We start from the raw sequence: 24799 nt of genomic DNA on the forward strand, positions 1-24799 counted from the left end.
AACGGATGATATTTAAAACTCTGCCTCTCAGAGAACTATAACCTCTGTAAGCAGCCGATACACTGGGTTTGCGGGTTTTTCGTGCCAAAAATAGAATTGGAGATTGTTTCAGATAGAGTATAGTGATCGTAACGGCTGACGCAGGCAGTTATTGCAATGAAATCTCCGGAATCGGTAGGAGGCGACCACTCCCAGAATGAGCTGCCATGGAGACCATGTACTAGATCTCTTCACGAGGTTGGAGTGAATGTTAGAAATCCGTCGTAAGCGGACAAGAAATATTATCGGATATCCTTCTCAATTGCGTTGTGTTTCAGGTTTCGAATAATTTCAATGGCTGTGATGCCTGGCTCATCTGGGTTGATGTCGGCGGGGGATGTCGTGTCTGAGTAGGTGGCGCCGGAGTAGTCAATACGGCTGGCTGCGGCTTGGGTTGCAAGATCGTCGAAGAGGTTTGTAGCTGCTGTACTATTGGGAACAACCCACCGAGCGGTGTCTGGATCAGCAGTACAGAGCTTCCGATAAGTCTCGACGACGGAATCGTTTTGATCACTGTTTTCACGTTCAGCTTCCGTTGCGTGGATGATGTTCCCATCCGTATCGAGGACTGCAACGTCAATGTTTTTCGTCACGGTCTCGCCATCAGGGGTCGTGACTTCGATCGGGACGTACGTCTCAACGTGAAGGGTCGGATCGTCTTCGAAGCGTGCTTTGTAATCAAGTTCGCTTCCACGAACCATCGTGTAATGCTCGAGGGTGTCGTTAAGTTCCCGAATTCCCGGTCCGTATTCCTGCCCTTGTTTCCAGGGCTCGTTGATGTGACGGCGGCCTGCGGGCGTTACTGTGTAGAGGACGTGGGGATCGGTATCCTCGGTGATATACCCGTGTTGCTTCAGCAGGTCGATGTCAGCCGGTGCGAGATCGTAGTCATCGCGGAGTTTCGTTCCGCTATCTCGAAGCGGGTCGTATTCGAAGTAATGATCGACTTGTTGGGTTTCGACGAGGTACAGCCCTTTCAGGAATTTGAAGTGGTTGAGGCTGAGATCGCTTTCTTCGATGTCTTCTGCTGTGACTTTCAGCGCAGGGTCTGGCATGCGCCGCAGCGCGTCTCGGTCAACCTCGTCGAGTGACTCACAGCACGTAATCGCTGCGCGTAGCCCATCCGTAGTCGCGTCACGAAGCGACGCATTCTCTCCATCGTCGGGGAAACACTGCATGCACTTGTAACACTGCCGCGTGTCATCGTACTCGATTGCTGGCGGTAACGCGGTGCGACGCGGGATATGCGTCCGCTCACGAATTGATCCGCCCGTAGACGCTGACAGACCTGTGTACGAGGGGACTTGCGTGTTCACGCCTGGATCAGGAACGTCAACCGTTGCAAAACTCGATAGGACGTGCTCAAGTGCGTCCTGTTGATGTGGGTATGACTTCGTTTCCGTCGGTGCTGGCGTTGCGTCTGTTTGAGCGAGTTTGCGAACCGGAAGGATGAATGGCGCCCAGTCGCGCAGGTCGAGACGGGTGTTCCACAGTGCGTCTGACCCGTTCGTCGTGATTTCCTTGGCAAGGGTGCAATCCGAGTCTGAAAGCCGGTTATCCAGAACGAACGATGCGGACTGGCCGTCGTTGGCCGCCATGACGATATCTGCGCTTTGACTGATCGAGTCCCAAAGGCTACGATTCGATTCTGCAACAGCGTACGTCGTTGCGACATCGATTGCGAGACGGTGCTCACTGGTCTTTCGAAGTGCACGCTCAACGATGTCTTGGTGAGCGTTCGTTGCGGAGAGAAGCTGTGGCGTGAGTGCGAACACGTTGCCAGTACAGTCTGGCGCTGTGTCGCCGAGTCCATAGCCGGCGTTGCTGAGTTCCGAGAGCAGCAAGGCAGTGCTTTCATCGGCGCAGTGTGTAAGTGACTCATGGTCAGACAGGTCGATCAGATAGAGCGTTGCCGGTCCCGTAAGCATCTCTTTGAACCACGGGCGAAGCTCGGCAATCCGGTCTTCCGTGAGGAACGGCGAAAGCGCGTTACCCGTAATCCGTTCGGGCACCATGATATCATCTACAGACGAGTCTTCCCTGTAGAAATGACAGTAGAGGTATGCGCAGTACGTGATGACGGTGTTGCTTGTCGAGAGCACGAACGTGGGCCGGTTAGATCGCAACGCGCTCACAACCGTGTTCTCGACGTGAAACAGTGTCTCTGGTGATGCAACGCGAAGCACCGATGCAGGTAGATCAGGTACGCCGAGTCCCAGGCGTGATTTCAACTGTCTGTCGGCACGAAACGTTGATTCACTGCCGATAGCCCACTTCGAGTCTAGGAGCGCGGAGATCTTGTCCGTTGGCCCGTTCTCGAGACCGCTTACTGTGCCGCCAATCCCGGATCGTAGTGACGATTTACGGGCTGGCGGGTAGATGAACCCTCTCGCGTAATTAAATGGCGGATCAAATGATCCCCCATCTTTCAGTAACGCATGCCGGAAACACACGCTGAACTCCTTGTCAGTTCGTTCAACAGGGTGTAACCAGTACAAGGGATGTGTGGGACCCTGAGCGTCGGGGTTAGTGATCGGAGAGAGATCACAGTCTTGTGCCGGGTTTCGGGATGTGGTGTCGAGCAGGACCCGGATCGTCATGCCACTGCTACTGGAACACAGCAGTTGAATGGCCCACTGCGTATTCGTTCGGTCGAGTGTCTGAATCAGCGCGACAAGTCCAGCGCTCGGTGCAACCGAGGGATACGGATCAGACTGCGAGCCAGTCGTGGACGGACCGTGGTCTCGTGGGAGTAGTTCGAGTAGCGTGCCTGACTCTGGCGGGCACACATGCTCTTCAAATAGCGTCTCGGGTGTCCAGTACGGGTCAGCCGTCAGGTCTGTGTAGTCGAACGCAGTTGTGAACGATGCTTCAGCGCCAGTCTTGTGCTCGCGTTCGTTTGGGTGCGGGGCGAGATACGACGGTCGATACACAAGATCGTCATCGACGGTCCGGTATACCAGCAGCTCGAAGGGTGCATACGTGATGTTGCGGTCAGCGTCGAAATACGCCAGGCTTGGCAGCGATCCGAGAAGCTCTCGAAATGGTTTCTCAATTACTCCATCGAGCGTCGTAACTCGCGGAACTGATGTGAACGTCCCGCGGCGGGCTCGCGGTGGTGTCTTCTTACTCATCTGTCTCACCGCCGAAGCGCAGCACAAACGTATCTCCCTGTCCGATCCACGCGGGCTCAATCGTATCAACACAATGCTTGATCGTGTTTACATCAGTGAGGCCAGGCTCGTCGAAATTGAAATACTGGACGCGGGCAGTATCTGGATCCTTCTCGGTATCTGCGTTGAACGTGACACGGCCAGCAGCGGCTGCCGCGGTGAGTTCGTTTACGAGAGCGACCGCATCTGCTTGTGTCCACGCAACCCACTGTGCAGTGTCTGGCTTCGCAGCAGCTAGTGTTTGGTACGTGATCACTGTCTCATCGTCGTACGCTTCCGTCTCCGACGCGGCAGGCGCCTGATCAACAGCTGATGTAGCGTCTGTTTCCGGTGTGTATAGACCACACCCCGCAACGAGCGTACTGTCGTCAGCCTGGACAACGATGTCGAGCGTTGCCCGACTTGGATGGCGCGAATCGGTCGCTGCCACGTCGTACGGCAGATCGGTTTTGACTTGCGCTGACGATTCGGCGTACTGGTCGGTCATGTATAACTTGACGGCGCGCCGTAACCGCCGCTCGAACATCGAGTGGAACTGTTCGTTGTCCTGTGCTTCGGTCTGCCCGATTGCCTCGAGTCCACGGTCGGTCAGTGAGTAGAGTTTCGATGGGTTATTCGTCCGGACGATGTAGTCGTCCTCAACTAACCGTGTTTCTGTCTGGTACGAAATTCCGACGTCGTCACGGATATCAACACCGCTATCGACGACCGGGTCGTATTCGACTGCGTAATCGAACTGCCCTGTCTGCAACACGTACAGTACGGCCAAGAACCGGTACTCCTCTTCGGATAGTTCGTGAGCAGTATCCTCGAGTAACGCACTCGGGACAACTGGTTCAGGGACGTGCCGCACTGCTTCTCGCTCGATCTCCTCGATAGTATGACAGCAGTTAATCGCCTTGAACAGCCCTTGCTTGCTACGCTCGTACACGGACGCGTCAGTCTCCGTATCTGCCCGGCACGCCTGACAGACATATCCGTTTTGACCGTGATCGTACTCGACCGGGAGATCTGCATGTGTTCGAGGCACGTGTCGCCGCTCGATCGTGACCGTGTTAGGGTCGGCCGTGGTACTTGATGTCTCGCCAGTCGAAGCCGATCCAGCCGAGTCTGTCTGTACTGCCGGCTCAGGTGACGCCCCAGCGGTTCGCTCTGGGCGTGACATCGTGTACTCGGTGTCAGTCGGTACGGTTCGGTCAAATCCAGTGACCGTTGTGAGTCGAGAGAGTGGAATCGCAACCGGCGGATCACTCGATGAATGAGGTCGGACGTACGTATTCCAATCACTATCCTCGTTCCGGTCTTTGATCTCGAGTGGCGTCAGCCCGGGTACTGTTGGCAGGCGGTCATGCTGATAGAGGCGATCCACTGGACCGCCGTTTTGCAACATGCTGAGATCCATAACCTGCGCGATCCTCGCAAGTTGATCGTACGCAGACTGTCGACGGGCAGTATCTAACCGGTCCCAGTCAGTCACGATCGTCCCGACTTCGACCTCCGGGTAGAGCGTATGCAGGGTCAACAGGAGTTCGGCGTTATCGACGCGTTGCAACGCGGTTTCGAGTCGGGTTTGCGCATCGGCTGTCGGCGCAAGCGGCCATGGCGCGGCGAACACTACTGAGCCGACGGGGGCACTGCATGATTGCGATGGTGTTACAGCCGCACCTGCCTGTGTGAGCTGTGAGAGTAGTGTTGTCGCAGCAGCTGCCGGGTCATCGAGTTGAGAAACGTCTAACAGGGTCAATGATGGCGTCTCATCGAGGCGATCAGTGAAAAACGACACGTCATCCGCCATTTCAACCATCGGTTCGATGCGGTCACTGCCAACGTACTCAATCTCGCCTGTCGGAACGTCCAATGACGTTGTCCCTGACTGCAGCGCCGTGTACGTTTCCCCGTACCGCTTGAGTACGCCCGGCAGTGTTGAAATCGCAAACATCGGCGCGCCGGCCATACTGAGTGCTTGGACGTCCGTCGGCGCAGTCACCTGCAGTCCTTGTGGCTCAGCCCCTACTTTCAGCACGCGCCCCATTGTCCCGGACAGCCCTAACACCGCTCGTTTGGAAAACGAACCGGCAGGTGGCAACGGTTCGACTCCGACAGGGACTGTCGGCTTGATCAGCCGATCAACAGCATTGGCCGGACAGTGTTCGAGCGGCGATGCAGTCCCGGGAACACCGCAGAACAGCGATGTCGTTCGAGACGGTGGGAAAAGTAGCCCGCGGGCATACGCTGACGGTGCAACGAACGATGATGAAGGCTGGAATCGCGCAGCCAAGGTATCAGTGATGAATTCGGGATCCGAGACGTAGTTCCGGAGGCGAAGTTTTGTCGCTGTCGGCGGCTGCGCAAGCGCAAAATCCGAGGACTCTAATCGCTGTTGGAAGTCAGCTCCGGCAGCCGGGATCAGCACCATCCGAATCTGGACTGACAGCATGCCAGCCGCATCGGCTGTCAATGGAAGTTCACGGGTCCCGTTCCACGGACATGCAAGCACCTGGACCAGCCATGTCCCAATCTCCGGCCGTTGTTGCTGGGCTGCCTGGATTCGTTGCAGCAACTGCACCACCACGTCCCCTGCCGACACTGCAGGGTACTGCGGGACGTGGGTCGAGTACTTAACCGGTGGCCTTACTCGCGTCGTGAACGCGTCCGCTGGTATCCCATCGAACAGTGCGTCGAGCTCGGCCGATCGCGCGTTGACGGACTTCACAGCATAATTCTCCTGAAGGACATCCCGCAACGCGACCGTGTTCGACTCTGTGATCGCTGTAGATGTCGAAAACAGGTAGGTTACCTGTCCGTCCGGCTGCTGGTAGGCGAGCAGTTCAAGCGGAGCAGTAACTGGCTTGCTAGTCTCGTCGGTCAACGTCGCCGACTGCACTGTCTGCAGTGCTATACTGAGCGGCGATCGTTCGGTCTCACCAGTGCCATGGGTGAGGTCAACACGCGCGTTCCATGGCTGTAACTGGAAGTGCGTACGGCGCTGGCGTTCGGTCCAATCCGTCGAAGTGAGGTCTTGTGACATCTGTTTTCCCTTGTGATTCTGTTACTGTACGACCGGCTTCCTGGTCACAGCCGGATCCACAGTTCTTGACACTCGGGTAGCGGCCCCATGGCCGATCGTAGACCCCGACCCAGTACCAGACTGCCCAGCATGCCACAGTCTACGGACAGGTAGCCACCCTAACATCTTATCCGAGATCGATGAGGCATAGTGAAGTTAGTATAAAAATAGTTCGTAAAATGGTTGCGCCCCGTGTGAACCAATATCAAGCACTGGCCAGGAAGATGCCCACGTACACCAACCCTGATTGTTCCACACCCAGATTTTACAGCGACAGTTAACCGCGTCGTCGTCGCTCTCCAACAACACTAGCAGGGGAGTGTTTAGACGCTAGTAAGAGCGGCTAAATGTCTAACTTACTAGGATGTGAAGCGGGAAGAGGAGTTTGTGTCCAGCAAACTCGCCCGCTTCACTGATCGGGTTGTCTCGCTCGCTCAAAAAGCCGTCGTCGGCGAGCCGGATCCAGCGTTCCAAGAGGGTGACGGCGGCTACGCAGACTGGGTAATCGTGGCGATTCACGGTCTCCGCGAGTATCTCGATCACCCGTATCGGCGGTTGCTGGACGTTCTTCACGAGATGCACGGGATCGTCGCCAAACTTGATCTAGCGGTGGATGAGCTTCCCGATTTCACCACTGTATGTACGCGGAAGCAGGATCTTCAAATGCGAATCTGGCGAGTCCTGCTGCGGCTATCGGCGGAGTTGCATGATACCGGCGATGTTCAGGCGATCGACGCAACCGGCATGGATCGTATCGCTGCCAGCCACCACTACGCAAAACGGACGAACTACACGTTCGAGGCGGTAAAAACTACCACGCTGATCGACTGCAAGACAGGTGCGATTCTAGATATACATTGCTCGATGAAACAACCGCATGATTCCAAGATTGGCTGGCAGATGGTGAAACGCAATCTCGACAAACTGAACATTCTCACCGCCGACAAAGGCTACGACTGGTGGCTACTTCGCCAAAGATTGCGTGCAGAAGGCGTTAAACCGATGATCAGGCACCGCCAATTCGGCTGGCACGGTATCGCCAATAATTTCTTGCAAGATGATACGATCTACCATCAACGCTCAAACGTCGAATCGACGTTTTTCGCGCTCCGACGCAAATACGGCGAAATCGTTCGCGCTCGAACGTGGTTTGGTCAATTCCGCGAACTCGTCTTGAAATGCGCTGTCAGAAACATCGAACTCAGCGTCAGCCACTCATAACCGTGATATCACGCGTCTAAACAAGGCCCACTAGCAGAAACCTAGATAGACACGTCACTGCCGTTGAAAACCACCGTCAGGGGCTATCCACAACTGGCCAAACACGCCGAATACGGAAAGGGGAAGCCCCAGAGAATGACCTGTTCGTGGAAATATCGCAAAAGAGAACTAGTGGTAGCGAAACGGAAAACAACCTTGAGAAGCTCTCATTTCGGATGGCTTCAACCCTTCAAAGGGCGTTCATCAGCGGTCGAGGCGGATACCCCGACCCTTGAGGTCGGGGAGGAAGCCGACACTTGAGAATAAACCCCCGTTCCACAGCACAGCCAACTCCCCACGCTTCCAGATACCAACCATTAAATAGTATCAAACCTTCTGATGAAGTATGGCAGAGGTGGTCAGGAACATCCAAGTCAAGCTCAATATCCCCGAGTCACGGCACTCGGACGTTGACCAGACTTTCGAGGAGTTCCGCCAAGCCTCCCAACACGTCGCAGACCAAGGATGGGACGACGACCCAGACCACCTCGTCAAAGCCAAAAACAACCTCCACGAAGCCACGTACACCGAAGTCCGCGAGAAAACCAATCTCCAATCCAGCCTCGTTCAATCCGCAAGAAATCTCGCCGCCGACGCCCTGTCGAACTGCAAGGATTTGCTCGAAGACGACAAACGGACGAGCAAACCAGAGTTCCGAGGCACCGTCATCGTGTACAACGGACGTACGATAACGTACAACGACGACCACGTGACACTCGCCACCACTGGCGACCGCGTGACAGCCGAATACGTCCTACCACACGACGACGAAGGGACGCCGTTCGAGGAATACTGGAACGAGGAAACGTGGGAGAAGCGAGAAGCAACGCTCCACAAGCGTGACGGTGAATACTACCTCCACGTTGCCGTTGAACAAGTAGACGACACAGATTCTAGCGACGAGCAGACCGAGAACGGAGTGGTTCTCGGCGTAGACCTCAACGTGGACGGCTACCTCGCCGTCACCAGCACCGGAGCGTTCCTTGGCAACGCGGACGAACTTAACCACAAGCGCGACGAGTACGAGCAACGCCGTGGAAGCCTGCAACAAACCGGCACTCGCTCTGCACACCTCACCATCCAATCAATCGGTGATAGGTTCGCTGAGTGGAGTCGTCATCGCCTACACGACGTGTCGAACGGTATCGTCCGAGAGGCCGTTGTGAACGACTGTACTCACATCGCGTTCGAGCGATTGAAATACATTTGGACGCGCATCTCGAACGCTTCCAAGTTTCAGCAGTGGGCGTTCCGAGAAGTCCAACGGCAAGTCGAGTACAAGGCCGAGGAACACGGTATCGAAGTGGATACCGTCGCCCCACAGTACACGTCGCAACGATGCAGTCACGGTGAGTGTGGGTTTACACACGAGGATAATCGTGATGGCGACGAGTTCGAGTGTTTGGATTGCGGGAAAGAGTTGCACGCGGATTACAACGCTGCGCGGAATGTGGCGTGGCGTCTTGTCCAGAACTGGCTCAAGTCTGGTTCTGGACGGGCTACCAGTCAACTGGCCCTCAAGTCAGGAACCGTGAACGCGAACGGCGATTTCAACGCCTCCACTGCTTAGTGGCAGAGCGGGAGTTCACTGACAAGCCCCGACCCTTGAGGTCGGGGTTGTTGACCTGGGAATGGCCACCTGCCGCATATCTGTCTACCAGAGTTATATACAAATCAACATTCCAATGTATTATGGCATCTTGAGAAACGCCAGCCAGAGGCCGGCGTTGAGCCCCCAGCCAATGTCAATGGGTATCGACTTGGGTGGGTCCGAGATCGAGAGACAATATGGCTATTGGCTTCACGTTAGTTCGTGGTGCGATCTCGGGTAGCGAGGGACCGTATGTCTCGGATCGGACGGATTCTGTCAGGCAACGACTGAACCCATTTCTCCTCGCTATCATCATGTTGAATCCGTTTTCAGATAACTCTATAAAAAATAGCAGCGCGAGTACCACGGGCCACCGTGCCCGTGGGTGAAGCACGTCAAACACAACAGTTAACAAGTGTCAAACCATACTGGAATATAGTGCAGTCGTCTGAACTCACCCACACTTTGTCGTTCGGACTAGACATCCAGACAGGGAGTGGCGACGACTTGCAAACCGGCTGTCTCGAAGCCCGACGCATCCGCAACGAAGCCAACCGTCTCGACCGACATGGCTGGGATTGGGGCGACATTAAATCAACCGTTGTTGACAACGCCAACCACGTCAAAAACACCAGCCAACTCATCGTTGGCAAAGCACTCGGTGAAATTGAAACCTATCACGACAACAAAGATGACGGGTGGGGCCGACCCTATCCATACATTGACGAGTCGTACCCGGTGGTGATGAACCACGAGGAAGGCTACCGCCTATTCTTCGAAGACGACGGTACGGTTCGATTCCGTGTCACTGCCACGAGAGGAACGCACGTCAAAGGCGAACTCTGTGGCAGCCCTGACCATTTCGATCGTCTACGGACTGCCTTCAACGACGAGGAGTGGCGGGTTGGTACCGCTGAAGTCGTTCACAAACACAGTGAGTGGCGACTCCACGTCACCGTCACGCACGAGAATCATCAAGTCGCCAGCAAGGTCGATGCAGACACGATTATCGGCGTGGATGTAAACGAGGACTGCATCGCTCTCATTGCGATGAGTCGGAGCAGTTCGGTGAAAGACTCCGTGGTGTTTGAGTATCCATCAGTCAAAGAACAACGCCACGAGTTCTTCACCAAGCGCAAGCGGATGCAGAAAGCCAAGCAGACCGCATTTGAGACAGTCGTACAGACTGAAGAACGCGACTACGTTCACGACTGCCTGCACAAAGTATCGCGGAAAGTAGTCGAATGGGTCTCGCAGTTTTCGAACCCGCTTATTGTCTTTGAAAACCTCAAAGACATGCGAGACTCCATTGACTACGGAACGCGGATGAACCGTCGCCTACACTCGCTGCCATTTGCAGCACTCCAAGAGATGGTCTCCTACAAGGCTGCGTGGGATGGGATTCCCAGCGATGAGGTTGACCCTGAATACACGAGTCAGCGATGCCCGAGAACAGAGTGCCAGCATACGGTACGAGCGAATCGCCATAAGAAGCGATTCAAGTGCCGTCAGTGTGAGTTCCAAGACCATTCTGATAGGAAGGCGGCGGTGTGCGTCGTGCAGAATTGGTTTGACGAACAGAATGAGAATGTGCCGTCTCTCGAAACCCTTCCACGAGTGAAGAAGGTGAGATGGGCGGCATCGGGGGCTGGTGGAGGCCCCGACTCTCACGGACTCATTTTGAGTTCGGGTGTTGACCGACACGGAACGTCGGCGCAACCAGAGATGGAAGCGCGAGAGGAATTAAAATCCGTTGCCTCAGCAGTGCCAGAGTAAACACGGACGCCCCGCGCCACCGTGCGCGGGGTACTTCACTCTCAATTTCAACGTGGTACCCAATGTGGCCGACCCCGAACCTCACCGAAATTACTATAAGACACAAGGAGCTACATTGAGACACAACTATGCCGGTCCACCTTGACACTCACGAACCCGATGTCGAACTCACGCCTGGGACAGCCAAATCCGACATAATCGCATTCCTTTACGACAACACCGAACTCGGCTTCAAACCCAAAGAACTCGAAGATCACCTCGAACTCCCTCATGGCACCGTCACCACAACGCTCACCCGGCTCTACAACGACGGCTTCATCGGGAAAACTCGGGACAGCCACTACCACGCGCTCGAACACCGTGAAGACCTTCGCCGGTACGTCGCCAGCCTCGACCAGCTGGAGAGAATATTCGAAGACAGAGAATACGTAGGAACTCCAACGGAAGACGTGGACGAAGACGAGCTTGACGCCGAGATTGCCGAGTTAGAAGCCGAGCTAGAGGATGAGTAAATACCCGATAGGGACAATCTGTTGGGCGGTTGACCCAACCGGTGCCCACAAACAACGTCCTGTCGTTATTCTCTCACACGAAAAACACCCATTTAGCGCCAGTGACTGTACAGTAATGTGTATCGGGACAAGTGCCGGTGACTACGATCACTACTCACCAGAACTCAAAGACAAACACCTCTCAGGGATCAGTTTCGACGAAACGAATTACCTTATGCCATGGGCGCTCCACACGATCCCTCCTGGTGGACTCATTACCACTCAAACAGGAGAGCTTACTGAGGACGGCGAGAAACTCGTGAAACAAGCCCTCCTCTCCCTCTTCAAGGTTTGACATCTTCCCCTCACCTGAAGATGCGGGAATCCCAACCGCGTTGGGAGACTAACCCGTCGAACGACTTCTCAACGCACCACCACGTACCGCGCAGCTCCGTGCCCCGCGGGGTGACTCGACCATTCTCTCGATGGTCGCCTGGCCGCCGTTCGGGGACCCCCGGCGGTCGTGCCGTTCCTTCCTGCGGGAGTAGCCGGTGACAACAATGACGGCTTGGTCCCTCATCCCTACGACGACGTGGTGGGGTTGGGTAGACTGCCTTTCCCATGCACCCTACCCGGAAACCCCAATTTGAGAATTGAAGACCAATTACCGAGGACTGCACAGGTTCAAATCCTGTCGGTGGCCCGTCCATCGAGAACATCCTGGACAAAGAGAGCACGAGGGTGCTCTCGACACCGGATCCCGCCCCGACAGTTTCCCGGTCACCGTGTCGCCAGTGGTCGTCGAACCGGAGCGATACTTCAATGGCACTCTACGCGTGGCGATTTCGACGATTATCCCGACATCGAACCACTGCCGTCGCCCAACACGTGGGAGACAGTCATCTCCGAACGCGGCAACACCCGGGACGCCTGGAAGATTCTCATCGAGAGCGAGGAGCACTCGCTGCCGCTCTTCGCGTCAATCCGGAACCTCCGGAACATGCTCGAAGCAGGCGTCGACGAGGACACCGTGGTGGGTCATCTCGACCTGAAGGCGGTGCAGCACGCGCCGCTGTACCCGTTCCGGTACTACCAAGCGTACACCGCGCTCCAGAATGCTGACGTCCAAGCACCGGCGGTTGAGCAGTGGCTGGAGGAGACAATCGATGTCGCTGTCGAGACGGTGCCTGACGGAATCGGAGAAACGTTCGTCGCTGTGGACCTCTCAGGATCGATGAACATGGCGCTGTCCAAGAACAGCACTCTCCGCCCGAAAGAGATCGGTGCGTTGTTCGGTGTGATCCTAGCCGACCAAGGTGCCGAGGTTAGCGGGTTCGGTGACGACTTCCAGACCGTTCCGATGCACGTCGACACGCCAGTACTACAGCGGCAAGACGCGGTGCTGGCCATCGACGAGGAAGTCGGGAACTCGACGAACGGCTGGAAGGCACTGGAGTATCTCCGCAACCGAGGCGAACCCGTCGAGCGAGTCGTCGTCTTCACCGACATGCAAATCTGGGACAGCACACCATTCACCGCGCGCGATAACCAGACGGTCAAGGAGGCGTTCGATGCGTATCAGAACGAGGTCTCCACGGACACCTCACTGTATCTCGTCGATCTGACGTCCTACGGCGACCTCGTGACGCCGGAAGGCTACGAGAACGTCTACAACGTTTCCGGCTGGTCAGAGAACATCCTCTCGTTCATCGAACACGCCGAAAGCCCGAAGCAAGTCATCGATGAGATCAGCGCGTTCGAGGCAACATAGCGCTAGCTCCTCATCTTTCTTCGTCGAGCGCGAGTAGTGTAGTTCGGTATCACGCGGTCGTGCCACGACCGAGACAGGCGTTCGAATCGCCCCTCGCGCACTCAGAGCGCAGCTCGTGGAACAAACAGCCCGAGCGACGCTCTTCAACAGAGGTAATATCATGGCAATCACCAATGACAACGACCCCGGACCGACGGCGACTGCTGTCGTCACGATCCGTATCCCATGTGGCGCAGACAGTGATCTCGTCACCGACGCCGAAGAGCGCCTCTCGCGGGCCGAGAACATCGATACTGTCACGATTGACGAGATGCGCGGTATCGATCCGAAGCTTTCGGCAACGGCCATCATTGTCAGCATCACCCTTCGCTGGACCACGACGATGACTGATGCGGAGGTAAGTAGACGGCTCGCTGAGGTCCCCGGCCTTGAGTCAATCGAGCAGATCAGATGAGGCGTCATGAACACGCTACTCCCGACGATTTATAGACAGTGCGAGGCGAAAACCCACGGCTTTAGCCGTGGGATGAAGCCGACAACTGGGAACCAAACCACGCGACGGTGGCAGGCCGACTTCCCAGCGTTTAAGAAATATCAGACTCACATATAAGATATGGAGGTGCGGCGCACCGTCCCCGTTGCACTCAACGTGGGTAGTGACGACGCCGCACTCCTCGAAGACACCGTCGATACGTTCCGCTGGTCGGCGCAGTACGTTGTTGATCACGCGTTCCAAGGCGAGTACGTTACCACCAGCAAAACACAGTTGGACGACGAAACGTACGACGACGTGCGCGAGAAAACAGACGGGTTCAACGGTGGTCTCGTGCAAGCCGCCCGCAACAAGGCCGCCGAAGCCTGCAAGAGCGTCGTCGCCCGCTGGCAGAACGGGAAGAAAGCGTCCAAACCCACGTTCACCAGCCCACACGTTGTCTACGACAAGCGTACCGCGACGTTCCATGATGACTATGTGAGCCTCGCCACCACAGACGGTCGGGTGGAAGCCGAGTACGTGCTGCCCGACGAGGACAGCAACACACCGCACTCCGAGTACCTATTTTCAGACGAGTACGAAACTACAGGTGCGGAACTGCACTATCGTGACGGTGACTGGGTGCTTCACATCCACTGCAAGACGGACGTGGAGTCTGACACGTCGGCACAGGCACCACCTGAGAACGGCACGGTTCTCGGGGTTGACCTCGGCGTGAACAACCTTGCTGTCACCTCGACTGGCACGTTTTGGACGGGCGACGAGTTCGACCACTGGCGGTGTGAATACGAGAACCGTCGTGGATCGCTCCAGCAGTGCGGGACACGCTGGGCGCACGAGAACATCCAGTCCGTCGGTCGCAAGGAAGACGGACGATTCACGCTGATGCTGCATCGAATCAGCAATGAACTCGTCGCGGAAGCCCGTGAGAACGGGTGTTCGGTCATCGTATTCGAGGAGTTGACCGATATTCGTGAGCGGACCGGTGCGTCGTGGGGGCACAAGTGGGCGTTCGACCGCTTGCACGAGTACGTCGAGTACAAGGCTACAGAATGCGGAATTGTGGTTGAGCAGGTTGACCCTGAGAACACCAGTCGGCGGTGCTCGCACTGTGGGTTCACGCACCCAGACAACCGTGACAGTGAGGCGTTCGAGTGCCTGAAGTGCGGGTACGAGAACCACGCGGACTACAACGCCGCGAAGAACATCGGATTGAGGTATCTCCGTCGCAACCAAACTGGGAGCGATGGAGGCGCACCCTTGGGCGTGCGCTTGAACAGCGGGACGCTGAACGTGAACGGAGGGTATTCTCCTGCCACTGCTAGTGGCCAGAACGGGAGTCCACGCTGAATCCCACGACTTTAGTCGTGGGTAGCTCAAGCGGTTGTCTCTCTGTATGAGCAGTATGGAGCACGCGGTTGACCGCGGGGAGAAGAAGGAACTCCGTAGGGAGCATCCCAGCGGGTGGCTCTACCTTACGCAGTACGACGCCATCCCGATCCTCGTAGATGCGTTACTCGATCTTCCGCCGAACCTCGAATTCAACGAAACTGAACTCGCAGAGCACGCCGGCGTCTCGCGCCAAACTGTCGGCAACTACACCGACCTTCTGCTTGAAGTCGAACTCATCGAGGAGGCCCCGAATACGTCTCCACGTCGGTACCGGGTCGCAGACAGCAACGTCGTCCGAGAACTCTTCGAGTTGAACAGCGCAATCAACAACGTCGGCAACGAATAGCAGTTGGAACGACGTCGAAGACGAATATGAGCGATTCAAACGCGCCCGAGCACCTCGACGCGAAGCACGAACGTAACCGTGAGCAGCGCATCGAGGGCATCAAGCGCTGGGTCGAATACATCAAATCCGAACCGCCGGAGACGTGGGGGCCACAGCAGAATGCGGTCGTCAATGACCAACTCGATGCCGCCCAAAGCGTCCAGACCTCGGCCTCCCACCAGCAACATGTGAAAGACGTCGCAGAGGATATCCTCGAAGAGGAGAGCAACTCTGGCGACGATTCGAGGTAGAGCATTTCTGTACGAGGTCGCCTCAGACGAGGGCTCTGGTTTCAACTGCAGCGTCCCGTTTTGACGGAATATCTACCTCAACAGTAGCAGGAACGCAAAAACCTCTATCATACCTTTTTCACAACCTTTCAATCAGAAGGATCAGTAAGGGACTCCATCGCTGTCTCTCGATTGAACGTATAGTAGCCGAGGGATCAACGACCACATCGACGACGTCGACGAGGTCATCGCTGCCGCGCTCGCGGATCTGCTCGAGGCCGTCGGCGACTGGGACGACGCCTGGAGCGACGACGAAACCTCCGCGGCCAAGCACAAGGTTCGAGGCTGGTTACAGGGCACACCGTGGCAGCCGAACGCGCCGGCGTCTGGAACGAGGTAAGTAACTGATAGCGGCCGCCGATCCCCTCCCGAGGACATCGACGGTCTCGACCGATGAGCGCTCACCCAGTATCTGACCGTCCTCGAGGACCAGGGCCGCGTTTGTGACTGCCCGGGACAGTGCCTCGTTGGCTTTGAGTCTGAGAGCGAGTATCTTGTCGAGCGCGACTGGAGGCATACGAGTGTTCTGACCACAAGTTCCGCGATCGTGGTAGAGGCACATCAAGCACGTTGCATACGCGACGGGGTGGGTCCGGTGTCACCCATCGTCGACCGAGACGACGTCGCCGGCGAGCACGAAGAGCACGTTTCCGGTGAACCGAGATGACCCTGATGGCAGCCAGCGGCGACATGATTGAGATGCGAGTCGAGTTCGAGCGGCCGTTGACCGACGAGAAGATCGCCGAGCGCTGCCGGGCAATCGCCGAGTTCCTAGAGGACGACGATGACTGACGATGCGGTCGACATCCGCTATCGGCCAACCGGCGGCCCGTCGCGGAAGGTATCGTTCCGGCCGCGGTCTGACGGTGGCTGGCTATGGGTGACGCTCGAGTGGAACGGTTGTCAATCATTTCGGTGTCGTGAGTTCGCGTCCACTCGGCCAGCATGCCGAGTGGGTGAGCGAAGGATGTGAATAACGGCCGATGGGCCCACGGATGTCAACTCAGTACGCTGATGACCGTGTCGGCCGCATAGTGGGACACTATCCCACGACCCTTGAAAATGCGGGTTGCGTTCACGGTTGCCGCAATCGACGACGTCGTAATCGGAAAGCAGTCAGTCTAGGAACTCCTCTGGAGAGATAGTACCGTTCTCGAGTAGTTCCGAATCGAACGTGATCAGAACGCCGTCTGTTTCTTCTGCCGTCGTAAGGATGAGACAGTTCATTGGATCCAGTAGCGTCCGCTCTTGGACAGAGTAGGATGTGAGGATATCGTCAGTATCTGGCCGGTAGACTGTCACCCGATCCCAAAGATTTCGAGAAGACGTTCAACCCAGTCCTGGTTGAGCCGCTTTTTCTTTGCTAATACGGTTCGGAACTCCAGCTGGTTGAATATTGTTGTCGAGAGCTCGTGATTCAGATCCAAGAATTCAGTTGCGATATCGTCCCGTTCCGATTCATTGAGTGCCGCAGCGACGAGAATGTTCGTATCGACAAGTGACATCCTCCCCGCCGGAAACAGCAGGGTTTCCCGTCCTGCAGGTTGGGATGTTTACTAGTCTACGGCGAGAAGTACCCTAGCGGATGTAACTCCGTTACAAACTAAAGCAAAAGCACGACCAGCCAACAAACATAGTCACACCTGCTGAATTAGATTATAACTTGCCCACCACGAAAAACACAGATCCAACAACACCCTCATCTTGCTGTGGTGATGGCCTTTAATTTCGACGATAGAAGCTACTCGTGGAGTCATAGAACAACAAAAATTTGGCAATACTAAGGCATCTCAGAGCGAAACAGTCGGTGTAGGATCAGAGATCCACCTAAGATGCTCTATATCAGCGTGGAATTTGGATGTGGAGATGCTTGCTTCGAGGAGGCCGCCCCACGACGGACTACACCGCAGTGTGCCGCGGGGACGTTCGAGCGTGACACGTACAAGGATAATGTCGCTATCGTCTGTCCAGCGTGCGAGACGCCTCAGGTTCACCTCTGGGACGCGCGCTCTCGCTGACCGATACGGAGAGGGAGCTATTCAATCTCCATTTTCTTTTGAGACCCGCCGTCTTGCGTCAAGAAGAGATGAGACACGTTCGAGACGTATCCGCCGGGTCTCGATCGCCCATCCATCGGCCTGTATCGTGGACTCCGTCTCGAGCGATCGATGCCGTCAGCACTGTGCGATCGATCGGGCACTGAGTGTGAGCAGAATCGCAACGAATGCCGTCCCTCGGTCTCGGCTACTGGAGGATCTGGGGACGACGATGTCCGAGCTGGTGAGTGGCCAGAGATACCGATACAAGCCTGCCAGCGGCATTAATGGGAGGCGAGCACGAAGTGAGACAGGACACCGACTGTGAGCAGTATCGCAATCGCTCGTCAATACTGGAACGGACGAGGAGTGCCCCGATGCAAGTCGCGATTGTGACACCGCCGATCGAGTGCATCGGCCGCCACGAGACGGACAGCCCGAACACCGATTCGGCCGTCTCCGGTGAAACGACCCATTTCAATCGATTGTGATCGGGAATCATCGCGCCGGCCATTGCTACGCTCGCCAATCGCGGGGTGATCCATCGATAGAACCAAGTTGATCATGGAACCCTATTATAGATAAGAGAATTTTTCTCCATGGAAGTACCAGATAACCTGCTCTACCTGTTCACCGCATAACTAAAAGAAGAAGACGGCAGCTACATCATCGAAGTTCCAGACCAAGAAGTCACCAAAGGCCAAGTACAGACAGACAATATGTATAGTGCAGCGGTACTACAGACTGATACCGCATCAGCAGAGGAGCAGCCGGAGCAACAGGACCAGACTCAGAAACAAGATCGGGCAGACCCAGAACCTAAACCCCATGTTGAGGTAGGTGAGCAATGTGCTGTCGATATCGAAGATATCGGTGAACAGGGAGACGGTATTGCTCGCGTCGAACGAGGATATGTGATTATCGTCCCAGACACTGAAGTGAATGAACGGGTAACGATCAAGATCAAGAGCATCAGGCCAAACGTGGCCTTTGGAGAAGTCGTTGAACGACATGACCACTCCGAATAGTTTACATGAATTCTCCCAAGTTTAGATCCGAGAACTCATATCTGAGACTCACCATGTCTTCTTCTTGATAGTACTTAATGAAACTGGCATCCTCCATCTTCGGAATATGTGAATGGTAGAGATCAAGATAGATCTCCTTCACATCTTCCCCTGGGATCTGAGGAAGTGTAGCGGCATCATACTCCAACCGTGCTACTTCATCAGCCAGATCGGCAAGCGCCATCGGTGTCTGATATCTCTCGAGGCAATATAGGGCGAACCGCCGCCGTTTATGTGACAAAATATCGGACAGGACGTCATTGGAAAGGCACTGGTTTCTGGTTTCATGAATGATATTCTCAATCATGTAACTCCTCCTCATGCTGTGCTCTGACATAATATTATCGAATCATACAACCAGATGCAGAAGGCAATCAACAGAAGTAATTATCAGTGATTTTCTTTATCGAGAAAAACATGACAGTGAAGGATGTTGATGGTCCTTACCGGATTTAAACAGGTGATTGGTCAATTAACCCTACAGACGGTGAGAAACTGAGATGCTGCAGTCGATCCTACGAGGCGCTTCCAGACAGACGTATTGAAAAGGACAAAGCAGATACGGCTCAGTCTGTCTCAAATTGCATTATTCTATTTGTTGTGACGGAAACGCCAACTGGGGTGGTCGGCGTTGGAGCCTCCCATTCCCTGGGAGCTGACGTTCAATGAAGGTGGGTTCGAGATCGGGTGCGTGAGCCAATGTGGCAGTTGGCTTCACGGGCAGGTGATCTCGGGGTCGGGACAGCGAGGGGACCTTTCGGAAGTGACCGTGATTGGAGTTTCACGATCGAGTCCTTTCCCCCCGCTAATAGATTCTTATAGCTCTACCAGTATTAATCTGTCTACTAGATATACTGTTCCCGATTAGGTACTCTGCTTCGAATTTGTTTACCATCCGATGAGGGAGAATCTTGAAACGGCTACTCACATTCCGATTGACGCCCTGATTAACTCTTTCTCATTCGCTCTTGGGTAGCAGATTGTTGGTAAGTTCTCAGCAGTAGCTGGAAGTCACAGCGGGCAAGGGTGACGCGACCGCGTCACCCGACGAACGATGTTCCCAATCAAGACGTTCGTCTCGGAGCGTCGCGCCGCGAATCTGCTGGCACAGATTCGCTGGCGTGACGGCGTCTATTGCCCACGCTGCCGTGGCGAATCTGTGATTCGGTACGGCAGCTATCGGGTGTTTCAGAGGTATCTCTGTAAGGATTGCGACCGTACGTTCAACGATCAAACAGGCACAGTGTTCGAACACTCTGCGGTGGCGCTCAGAAAGTGGTTCCTCGCGGTCTACACGTATATCCGTTTCAACACGAGTCTCAGGCAGTTAGACGTAGAGATCGACGTTTCCTACAAGACGATCTACCGGCGCGTCCAGCGCTTTCTGCGAGCGCTGGACGCGCCTCGGCTACAATTTGAAGGCCCGATTGAGATCGACGAATTCTACGTGAAAGCTGGACTCAAAGGCCGCGAGCGCGACCAGCCGTCGCGCTCGCGTGGCCTATCCACACGCGGACGTGGAACATACGCTGAGGACAAACTCCCCGTCTTTGTTCTCGCAGATCGTGGCAGTGGTGAACGGTACGTGATCCCGGCGAAAGCCGCGATGGAATCGAAGATTCGACTCCTGCTGGCCGACCGCCAGCAGGAGTCGTTAACTGTCTATACTGACGGCTTTCGGGCGTACGAACCCCTTGAGGAGGACGACGCATTCACTCGTGAATACGTCGTCCACGGTGACGGTGAGTATGTTGATGGAGACGTTCACGTGAACACCTGCGAGAGCCACGCGTCGCTGGCGCGACGGTGGCTCTCGCCGCATCGAGGCGTCTCCAAAGACAAACTCACACCGTATTTCCGAGCGTTTCAACTCCGCCGTGAAGTGTTCCGCAAACCGGGTGGCGAAGCGCTCAAAACCATCCTCAAAACTGTGCTGTGACTCACCAACAATCTACGACATAAGAGCGTTCTCATTTCTTGAATGGTTTCACGGTATTTTCTCTACCGCTTTCTCATCCAAACTGTTTGATAGCCGGACTTCGACCACTCTTAGATGGCTTACATCGTCTAAATCGTAATGCTCCGCGATTTTCTTGAGAATATTCTCCTCTGCATCTTCTGTGATTTGACTGTCCGTACGTAGTTTTTCTCCACCTGTTTCCGGTAGATCGATCAAACAGTTTTTATGGACGTTGAGCACGCCGTAGCCATAGACCTCGTCTTCTAAATCAAACGCAAATCCTTTCTTTGCCATGTATAGTTCACCTCTTGCAGCTATATTTCAAATGATTTTATGATTATTTACTTTATGTGGAATTGGGCGATAATTGAGGAGTTACAGAGACAGAATACTTGTCCTTCTTTCCAGGGCTGTTGTCTCTTCCCACTATCTATAATTGCATTTTCAGTTTTATAATAATTAGTATTGATAAATGTTTTCAATCCTGTATGGTTATAGAAGAAATGTTATGTAGATAATATAAAGCCCACTGTGAGTGGCGCGGCCAAGGAGTAGTTCTACATCTATCAAGAGGGCCCCCTCTCCGTTTTTAGCAGGAAGAGCCTCGGCGGTGCGACGAGTGCTGCACCCAGAGGCCAGACATATTTCCGTATTTTGAAACAGAGAGCAATATATTTCATCACGAAATCCGATATGACGATTAATGAATAAGCGGTATCCACTTGGATTGTTACATCTGGGCTTAGGTCTCAGTATTGTCGTCGGATCGCTTCTCAAACATGACCCCATTATCTTCCTTATTGGAGCCCCGCTCCTCGTTAACGGATTATGGATCTTGTACAGCCACAATCCCCTTTATAACCTGGGAAGACTGGTGAACAGGCCTCCACGACCGTAAGAGACTTGCATGACTGTGATAGGCGATACCCCCACGCAGTACAGTGACGTGGAAATAGAAGGGGTGCCTTCCACGGCGAAGAGGCGAATCCCGATACTGTCTCATTGGGATCGGACGGATAGATCGCCTCGGTTAGCATACAATAGGCTAGAGAGCCCCTTAATAGCGAAGCCTAAGCCGCGATGGATGATGTGGTGACGGCTCTGGTCGGCCACCCTTTGGTCTCCGTTGCGGCAGCCAATATTGGATCTCTGACTGGAAGAGAAGAGAGTTCACCACTACTCCCGAAATAATTCGATTCCGTGAAAGGAAAAATCGTTGTGAGATGACCCTAAGCAAATCGACAGCAGAGACGGTCTACAAACGATGAGATCCATATCTTGAGGAAGCAGGGTCACAGCCTGAACCGGTACGTGGAATGACTACCCATTCGACATTAACGCATTGGTACGGAGTGGCATCCATTAGATAGACTACGAGTAGCCGATTAATAACAAACCTCTATACTCAGGATAGCATGATTGTGATGGGGATACAAACAAACTGGATGGGAAACGAGACAGGGAAAGTCTGACAGAAAAACAATATCGGATCCTTACCTACCTCCGGAGCCACACCACTGACCAAGTATATTTCAAATCACGGTATATTGCAGATGAGCTTGGGTTAACTCCGACAGAGGTAGGACCAAACATTCCAGCTATACAGCAGGCCGATACCAAACTTGAGATCGAGAAGTGGGGCTATTCGTCGAGTACAACGTGGATGGTAACCGCCTAGGAACCGACCGTTATCTCCCCTAAGGTGGTCAAGGCAGATGCCCCTTCCTCAACGAGTGCGGGGGCTTTCAGTGTCCGCGCCGGAAGCAGGAAGCAAGTAGGGAGAGGAGGATGTCAATCAAAGGTTTGGAGCCGTATCCGTAACTTGTTTCCGCCGAGGGAGCTCTCACCGATCAACAGTTGTCCCCCGGATTTTTCAACTGTCCATTTGGCAAGCCAGAGCCCGAGACCGCTTCCGTGCTGGTGGGATGTGATCTCGGCACCGTCAGCGATCACTTTGCGTTCCGATTTGGGGATTGTAGGTCCATCGTCATCAATAACGAGGTCGATCCACTCGTCTTCGACCACCGGCTGTGTATAAATCCAGATATGGGACTGGTCTGCCGGGTTGTGCTCCACAGCGTTTTCAACTAACTCCTCAACTGCAGTCCGGATGTCGGAACTGGCCCGTACACATAGTGTAGGGGGTATATCTGTCTTGATAACGGATGAAGGATACTTTTTCCGGAACTCCTCAACGGTGTCGTCAAGAACCGCCATGAGATCAACCCTGTTATCTCCGGTAGGCGGCCTCCCCAAGATCTGGTGTATCTGTCCGACCTCCTCGGAAAGGTTCCGTAGGTTGCTGATTGATTCACGCGCATCGGTCGCGATCTCATCTGTTCTGTCGTCTGACCGGTCCAGCCGTGCGATAAGCCGTTCGACGTTCCCCTCAATGACCGTTACCTGGTTTCGAAGATTATGTCGAAGAACACGGTTAAGCACCTGTACCTGGCGTTCTTGCCGTGATACCTTGGTCAGTGGCGTATACACCGCGAACCCGTCAACTCTATCACTGTCGTACGGAATTCCACGGTACAAGAACTCTTGGAGGCCATCAAAGGTCTGTCTCTGCACTCGCTGATAGTTGACCTCGCCGTCATCCGTCCGCTTATCGAGTGTGGCAGCCTCACGTCTTAACCACTCTGGGACGATATACTTGTTGAGCGGGGCATTGACGATCTGGTCACGGCTGTAACCAAATAGATCGACAAAAGACTTGTTGACCCACCGAACTTCTGGCTCGGATCCCACCAGTTCAAAACCGACAACCGCGTCCTGGATATGCTCAATTAGGTGGCTGAACCCGTCAACGTCCTCAGGCACCTCCACCATAATCACCGACCCTCAAGATCAACTGCAACAACCGCACTAAAACTTCCCCCAGTATAGAGGTTATTTCCAATCATGGTATCCATGTCTGTAACACTACGGTAAAACAATTACCATACCAACAGAATCTGCATAGTGACTTCCGGTGTGTGAAGTGCGGGTCGGAAGCGGACACGGGATACTTGCTTATGGCTGCGGCGACGGCGTTGTTGTTTTCCGGCATGGATCCGCTGATCACGGCCTTGAATTCCGGATTTATTGATGCAGTGACAGATAATTTTAAATACTCCCGACTATATCTTCGATAAGTATAATTAGGTAATAGTCATGTGATCAACTGTGATATACGAACACCTATATGAATTCCCTACCTGTCTGAGGACAATACAGCCGGAGAATCATCACTGAAACTATGCTCTGGTACCTCAACAAAAATCGGATAAACAGAAGTAAGATCCAACAGTGAAATTGATCAGAGAGATCTTAAAGCAACTCGAGGTTGACTCAGTTGATGACCTCGAGGTCAACCAGGAAATCACTGTCGAAAACGGAGACTTCCCAGAGCTAAACATAAAAAAGGTCGACGGAAACCATGTAATCGTCGGCCACTACTATAGACGGATGGGTGAAGTAAAGGCCTGCCCTGAAATCATCTTCAAAGTCAAGGACGGTGAGTGGATTCCTATCCGGTATACACAGAGCCAAGGGATCCACCGACACGACAAAAACGGGTTACAGTCAGGCCAAAAGTTCGTTAAGCAGTGGAGTCGCACCCTCAAATCCCAAGGATTTGTCGACGCAGCCAAGAAGCAAGGAAACAAAGCAAAATCACTGGACACTACTACATGCTCCACCACTTCCCCCAGGAAAAGAGCAGATCCTCCAGTTAGCCCAGCGATGAATGTTGAGGACATACTCGAAAAATATGGGCTTACGAAAGAGACTACAGCCCGGTACATCGATGCGGTCACACGGATGAGCCAGGCAGAGACTGCTGAAGAGCTCGAGGTCTCACGGGACACAGTCAACCGGTATAAAAACGCCTTCGACAGAATGACCTGTCTCGAACGAATACAGCTCACCGCCTCACTGAGTACAAACAAACTCCTCCAACAAATTTCCGAAAACATCCAAGAGTGACATCTACAGGGAGTACCGATGTCTCTGGTAAACTCATCG

21 protein-coding genes and 1 tRNA gene are annotated in these 24799 nt (G+C 54.4%); 16 read left to right on the forward strand and 6 right to left on the reverse strand.

Annotated elements, in window-relative coordinates:
* Positions 1-281: 281 nt before the first annotated feature.
* Both CP556_RS25380 and CP556_RS14640 read right to left on the reverse strand, forming a co-directional pair.
* The gene (locus tag CP556_RS25380) at positions 282-3173 is read right to left on the reverse strand and encodes a hypothetical protein (RefSeq protein WP_141551688.1); all 2892 of its coding nucleotides are present in this window, start codon (positions 3171-3173) and stop codon (positions 282-284) included.
* The gene (locus CP556_RS14640) at positions 3166-6240 is read right to left on the reverse strand and encodes a hypothetical protein (protein WP_098726285.1); all 3075 of its coding nucleotides are present in this window, start codon (positions 6238-6240) and stop codon (positions 3166-3168) included. The genes CP556_RS25380 and CP556_RS14640 overlap by 8 nt, the downstream gene beginning before the upstream one ends.
* A gap of 405 nt (positions 6241-6645) precedes the next feature.
* Here CP556_RS14640 and CP556_RS14645 point away from each other — a divergent pair, with 405 nt between their 5' ends.
* The 12 genes from CP556_RS14645 to CP556_RS26720 all read left to right on the forward strand — a co-directional run bounded on the left by CP556_RS14645 (position 6646) and on the right by CP556_RS26720 (position 16520).
* Complete coding sequence (locus CP556_RS14645) at positions 6646-7500, forward strand: IS5 family transposase (RefSeq protein ID WP_098726286.1); 855 nt, start codon at positions 6646-6648, stop codon at positions 7498-7500.
* A gap of 385 nt (positions 7501-7885) precedes the next feature.
* Positions 7886-9109 carry an RNA-guided endonuclease InsQ/TnpB family protein gene (locus CP556_RS14650; RefSeq protein ID WP_098726287.1) on the forward strand — a complete coding sequence of 408 codons (1224 nt, stop codon included), beginning with the start codon at positions 7886-7888 and terminating at the stop codon, positions 9107-9109.
* Between the two features lie 459 nt (positions 9110-9568).
* Positions 9569-10906 carry an RNA-guided endonuclease TnpB family protein gene (locus tag CP556_RS14660; protein ID WP_098726289.1) on the forward strand — a complete coding sequence of 446 codons (1338 nt, stop codon included), beginning with the start codon at positions 9569-9571 and terminating at the stop codon, positions 10904-10906.
* 128 nt (positions 10907-11034) lie between these two features.
* Complete coding sequence (locus CP556_RS14665) at positions 11035-11418, forward strand: MarR family transcriptional regulator (protein WP_098726290.1); 384 nt, start codon at positions 11035-11037, stop codon at positions 11416-11418.
* A gap of 115 nt (positions 11419-11533) precedes the next feature.
* Positions 11534-11752, forward strand: a complete 219-nt coding sequence (locus CP556_RS26420; RefSeq protein WP_218011967.1) for a hypothetical protein — start codon at positions 11534-11536, stop codon at positions 11750-11752.
* A 168-nt stretch (positions 11753-11920) separates the two neighbouring features.
* Positions 11921-13168, forward strand: coding sequence for a TROVE domain-containing protein (locus CP556_RS14675; protein ID WP_218011968.1), 1248 nt, complete (start codon positions 11921-11923; stop codon positions 13166-13168).
* A 27-nt stretch (positions 13169-13195) separates the two neighbouring features.
* Positions 13196-13268: transfer RNA gene (locus CP556_RS14680), tRNA-Gly, on the forward strand.
* Between the two features lie 60 nt (positions 13269-13328).
* Positions 13329-13622, forward strand: a complete 294-nt coding sequence (locus tag CP556_RS14685) for a hypothetical protein (RefSeq protein WP_141551689.1) — start codon at positions 13329-13331, stop codon at positions 13620-13622.
* Positions 13623-13781: 159 nt separating this feature from the next.
* Positions 13782-15011 (forward strand): RNA-guided endonuclease InsQ/TnpB family protein, encoded by a 1230-nt coding sequence (locus tag CP556_RS14690; protein WP_098726293.1) that lies wholly within the window; start codon positions 13782-13784, stop codon positions 15009-15011.
* Between the two features lie 46 nt (positions 15012-15057).
* Entirely contained in the window at positions 15058-15399 is a 342-nt protein-coding gene (locus tag CP556_RS14695; RefSeq protein ID WP_176548208.1) for a hypothetical protein, read from the forward strand.
* Positions 15400-15425: 26 nt separating this feature from the next.
* Entirely contained in the window at positions 15426-15689 is a 264-nt protein-coding gene (locus tag CP556_RS14700) for a DUF8150 family protein (protein ID WP_098726295.1), read from the forward strand.
* Between the two features lie 702 nt (positions 15690-16391).
* Entirely contained in the window at positions 16392-16520 is a 129-nt protein-coding gene (locus CP556_RS26720) for a hypothetical protein (RefSeq protein ID WP_255291472.1), read from the forward strand.
* A gap of 506 nt (positions 16521-17026) precedes the next feature.
* On the opposite strand, the gene CP556_RS26725 is transcribed toward CP556_RS26720, so the two are convergent.
* Positions 17027-17233, reverse strand: a complete 207-nt coding sequence (locus CP556_RS26725) for a type II toxin-antitoxin system VapC family toxin (RefSeq protein WP_255291473.1) — start codon at positions 17231-17233, stop codon at positions 17027-17029.
* Between the two features lie 1250 nt (positions 17234-18483).
* On the opposite strand from CP556_RS26725, the gene CP556_RS14735 reads away from it, so the two are divergent.
* Positions 18484-18792, forward strand: coding sequence for a TRAM domain-containing protein (locus CP556_RS14735; RefSeq protein WP_343124878.1), 309 nt, complete (start codon positions 18484-18486; stop codon positions 18790-18792).
* A 1-nt stretch (position 18793) separates the two neighbouring features.
* Here the strand turns inward: CP556_RS14735 and CP556_RS14740 are convergent, their stop codons facing one another.
* Complete coding sequence (locus tag CP556_RS14740; RefSeq protein WP_098727417.1) at positions 18794-19138, reverse strand: DUF7344 domain-containing protein; 345 nt, start codon at positions 19136-19138, stop codon at positions 18794-18796.
* 747 nt (positions 19139-19885) lie between these two features.
* Between CP556_RS14740 and CP556_RS14745 the strand changes: the two genes are divergently transcribed.
* Complete coding sequence (locus CP556_RS14745; protein ID WP_098726300.1) at positions 19886-20770, forward strand: IS1595 family transposase; 885 nt, start codon at positions 19886-19888, stop codon at positions 20768-20770.
* A 48-nt stretch (positions 20771-20818) separates the two neighbouring features.
* Here CP556_RS14745 and CP556_RS14750 read toward each other — a convergent pair whose 3' ends face one another.
* Positions 20819-21085 carry a hypothetical protein gene (locus tag CP556_RS14750; protein WP_098726301.1) on the reverse strand — a complete coding sequence of 89 codons (267 nt, stop codon included), beginning with the start codon at positions 21083-21085 and terminating at the stop codon, positions 20819-20821.
* A gap of 1147 nt (positions 21086-22232) precedes the next feature.
* On the opposite strand from CP556_RS14750, the gene CP556_RS26730 reads away from it, so the two are divergent.
* A complete protein-coding gene (locus CP556_RS26730; RefSeq protein WP_098727418.1) occupies positions 22233-22469 on the forward strand; it encodes a DUF7123 family protein in 237 nt (78 codons plus the stop codon).
* 113 nt (positions 22470-22582) lie between these two features.
* On the opposite strand, the gene CP556_RS14760 is transcribed toward CP556_RS26730, so the two are convergent.
* Entirely contained in the window at positions 22583-23620 is a 1038-nt protein-coding gene (locus tag CP556_RS14760; RefSeq protein WP_218011969.1) for a sensor histidine kinase, read from the reverse strand.
* 462 nt (positions 23621-24082) lie between these two features.
* On the opposite strand from CP556_RS14760, the gene CP556_RS14765 reads away from it, so the two are divergent.
* A complete protein-coding gene (locus CP556_RS14765) occupies positions 24083-24760 on the forward strand; it encodes a helix-turn-helix transcriptional regulator (protein WP_098726303.1) in 678 nt (225 codons plus the stop codon).
* Positions 24761-24799 lie beyond the last annotated feature (39 nt).

This window comes from Natrinema sp. CBA1119, assembly GCF_002572525.1.
Classification (GTDB): domain Archaea; phylum Halobacteriota; class Halobacteria; order Halobacteriales; family Natrialbaceae; genus Natrinema.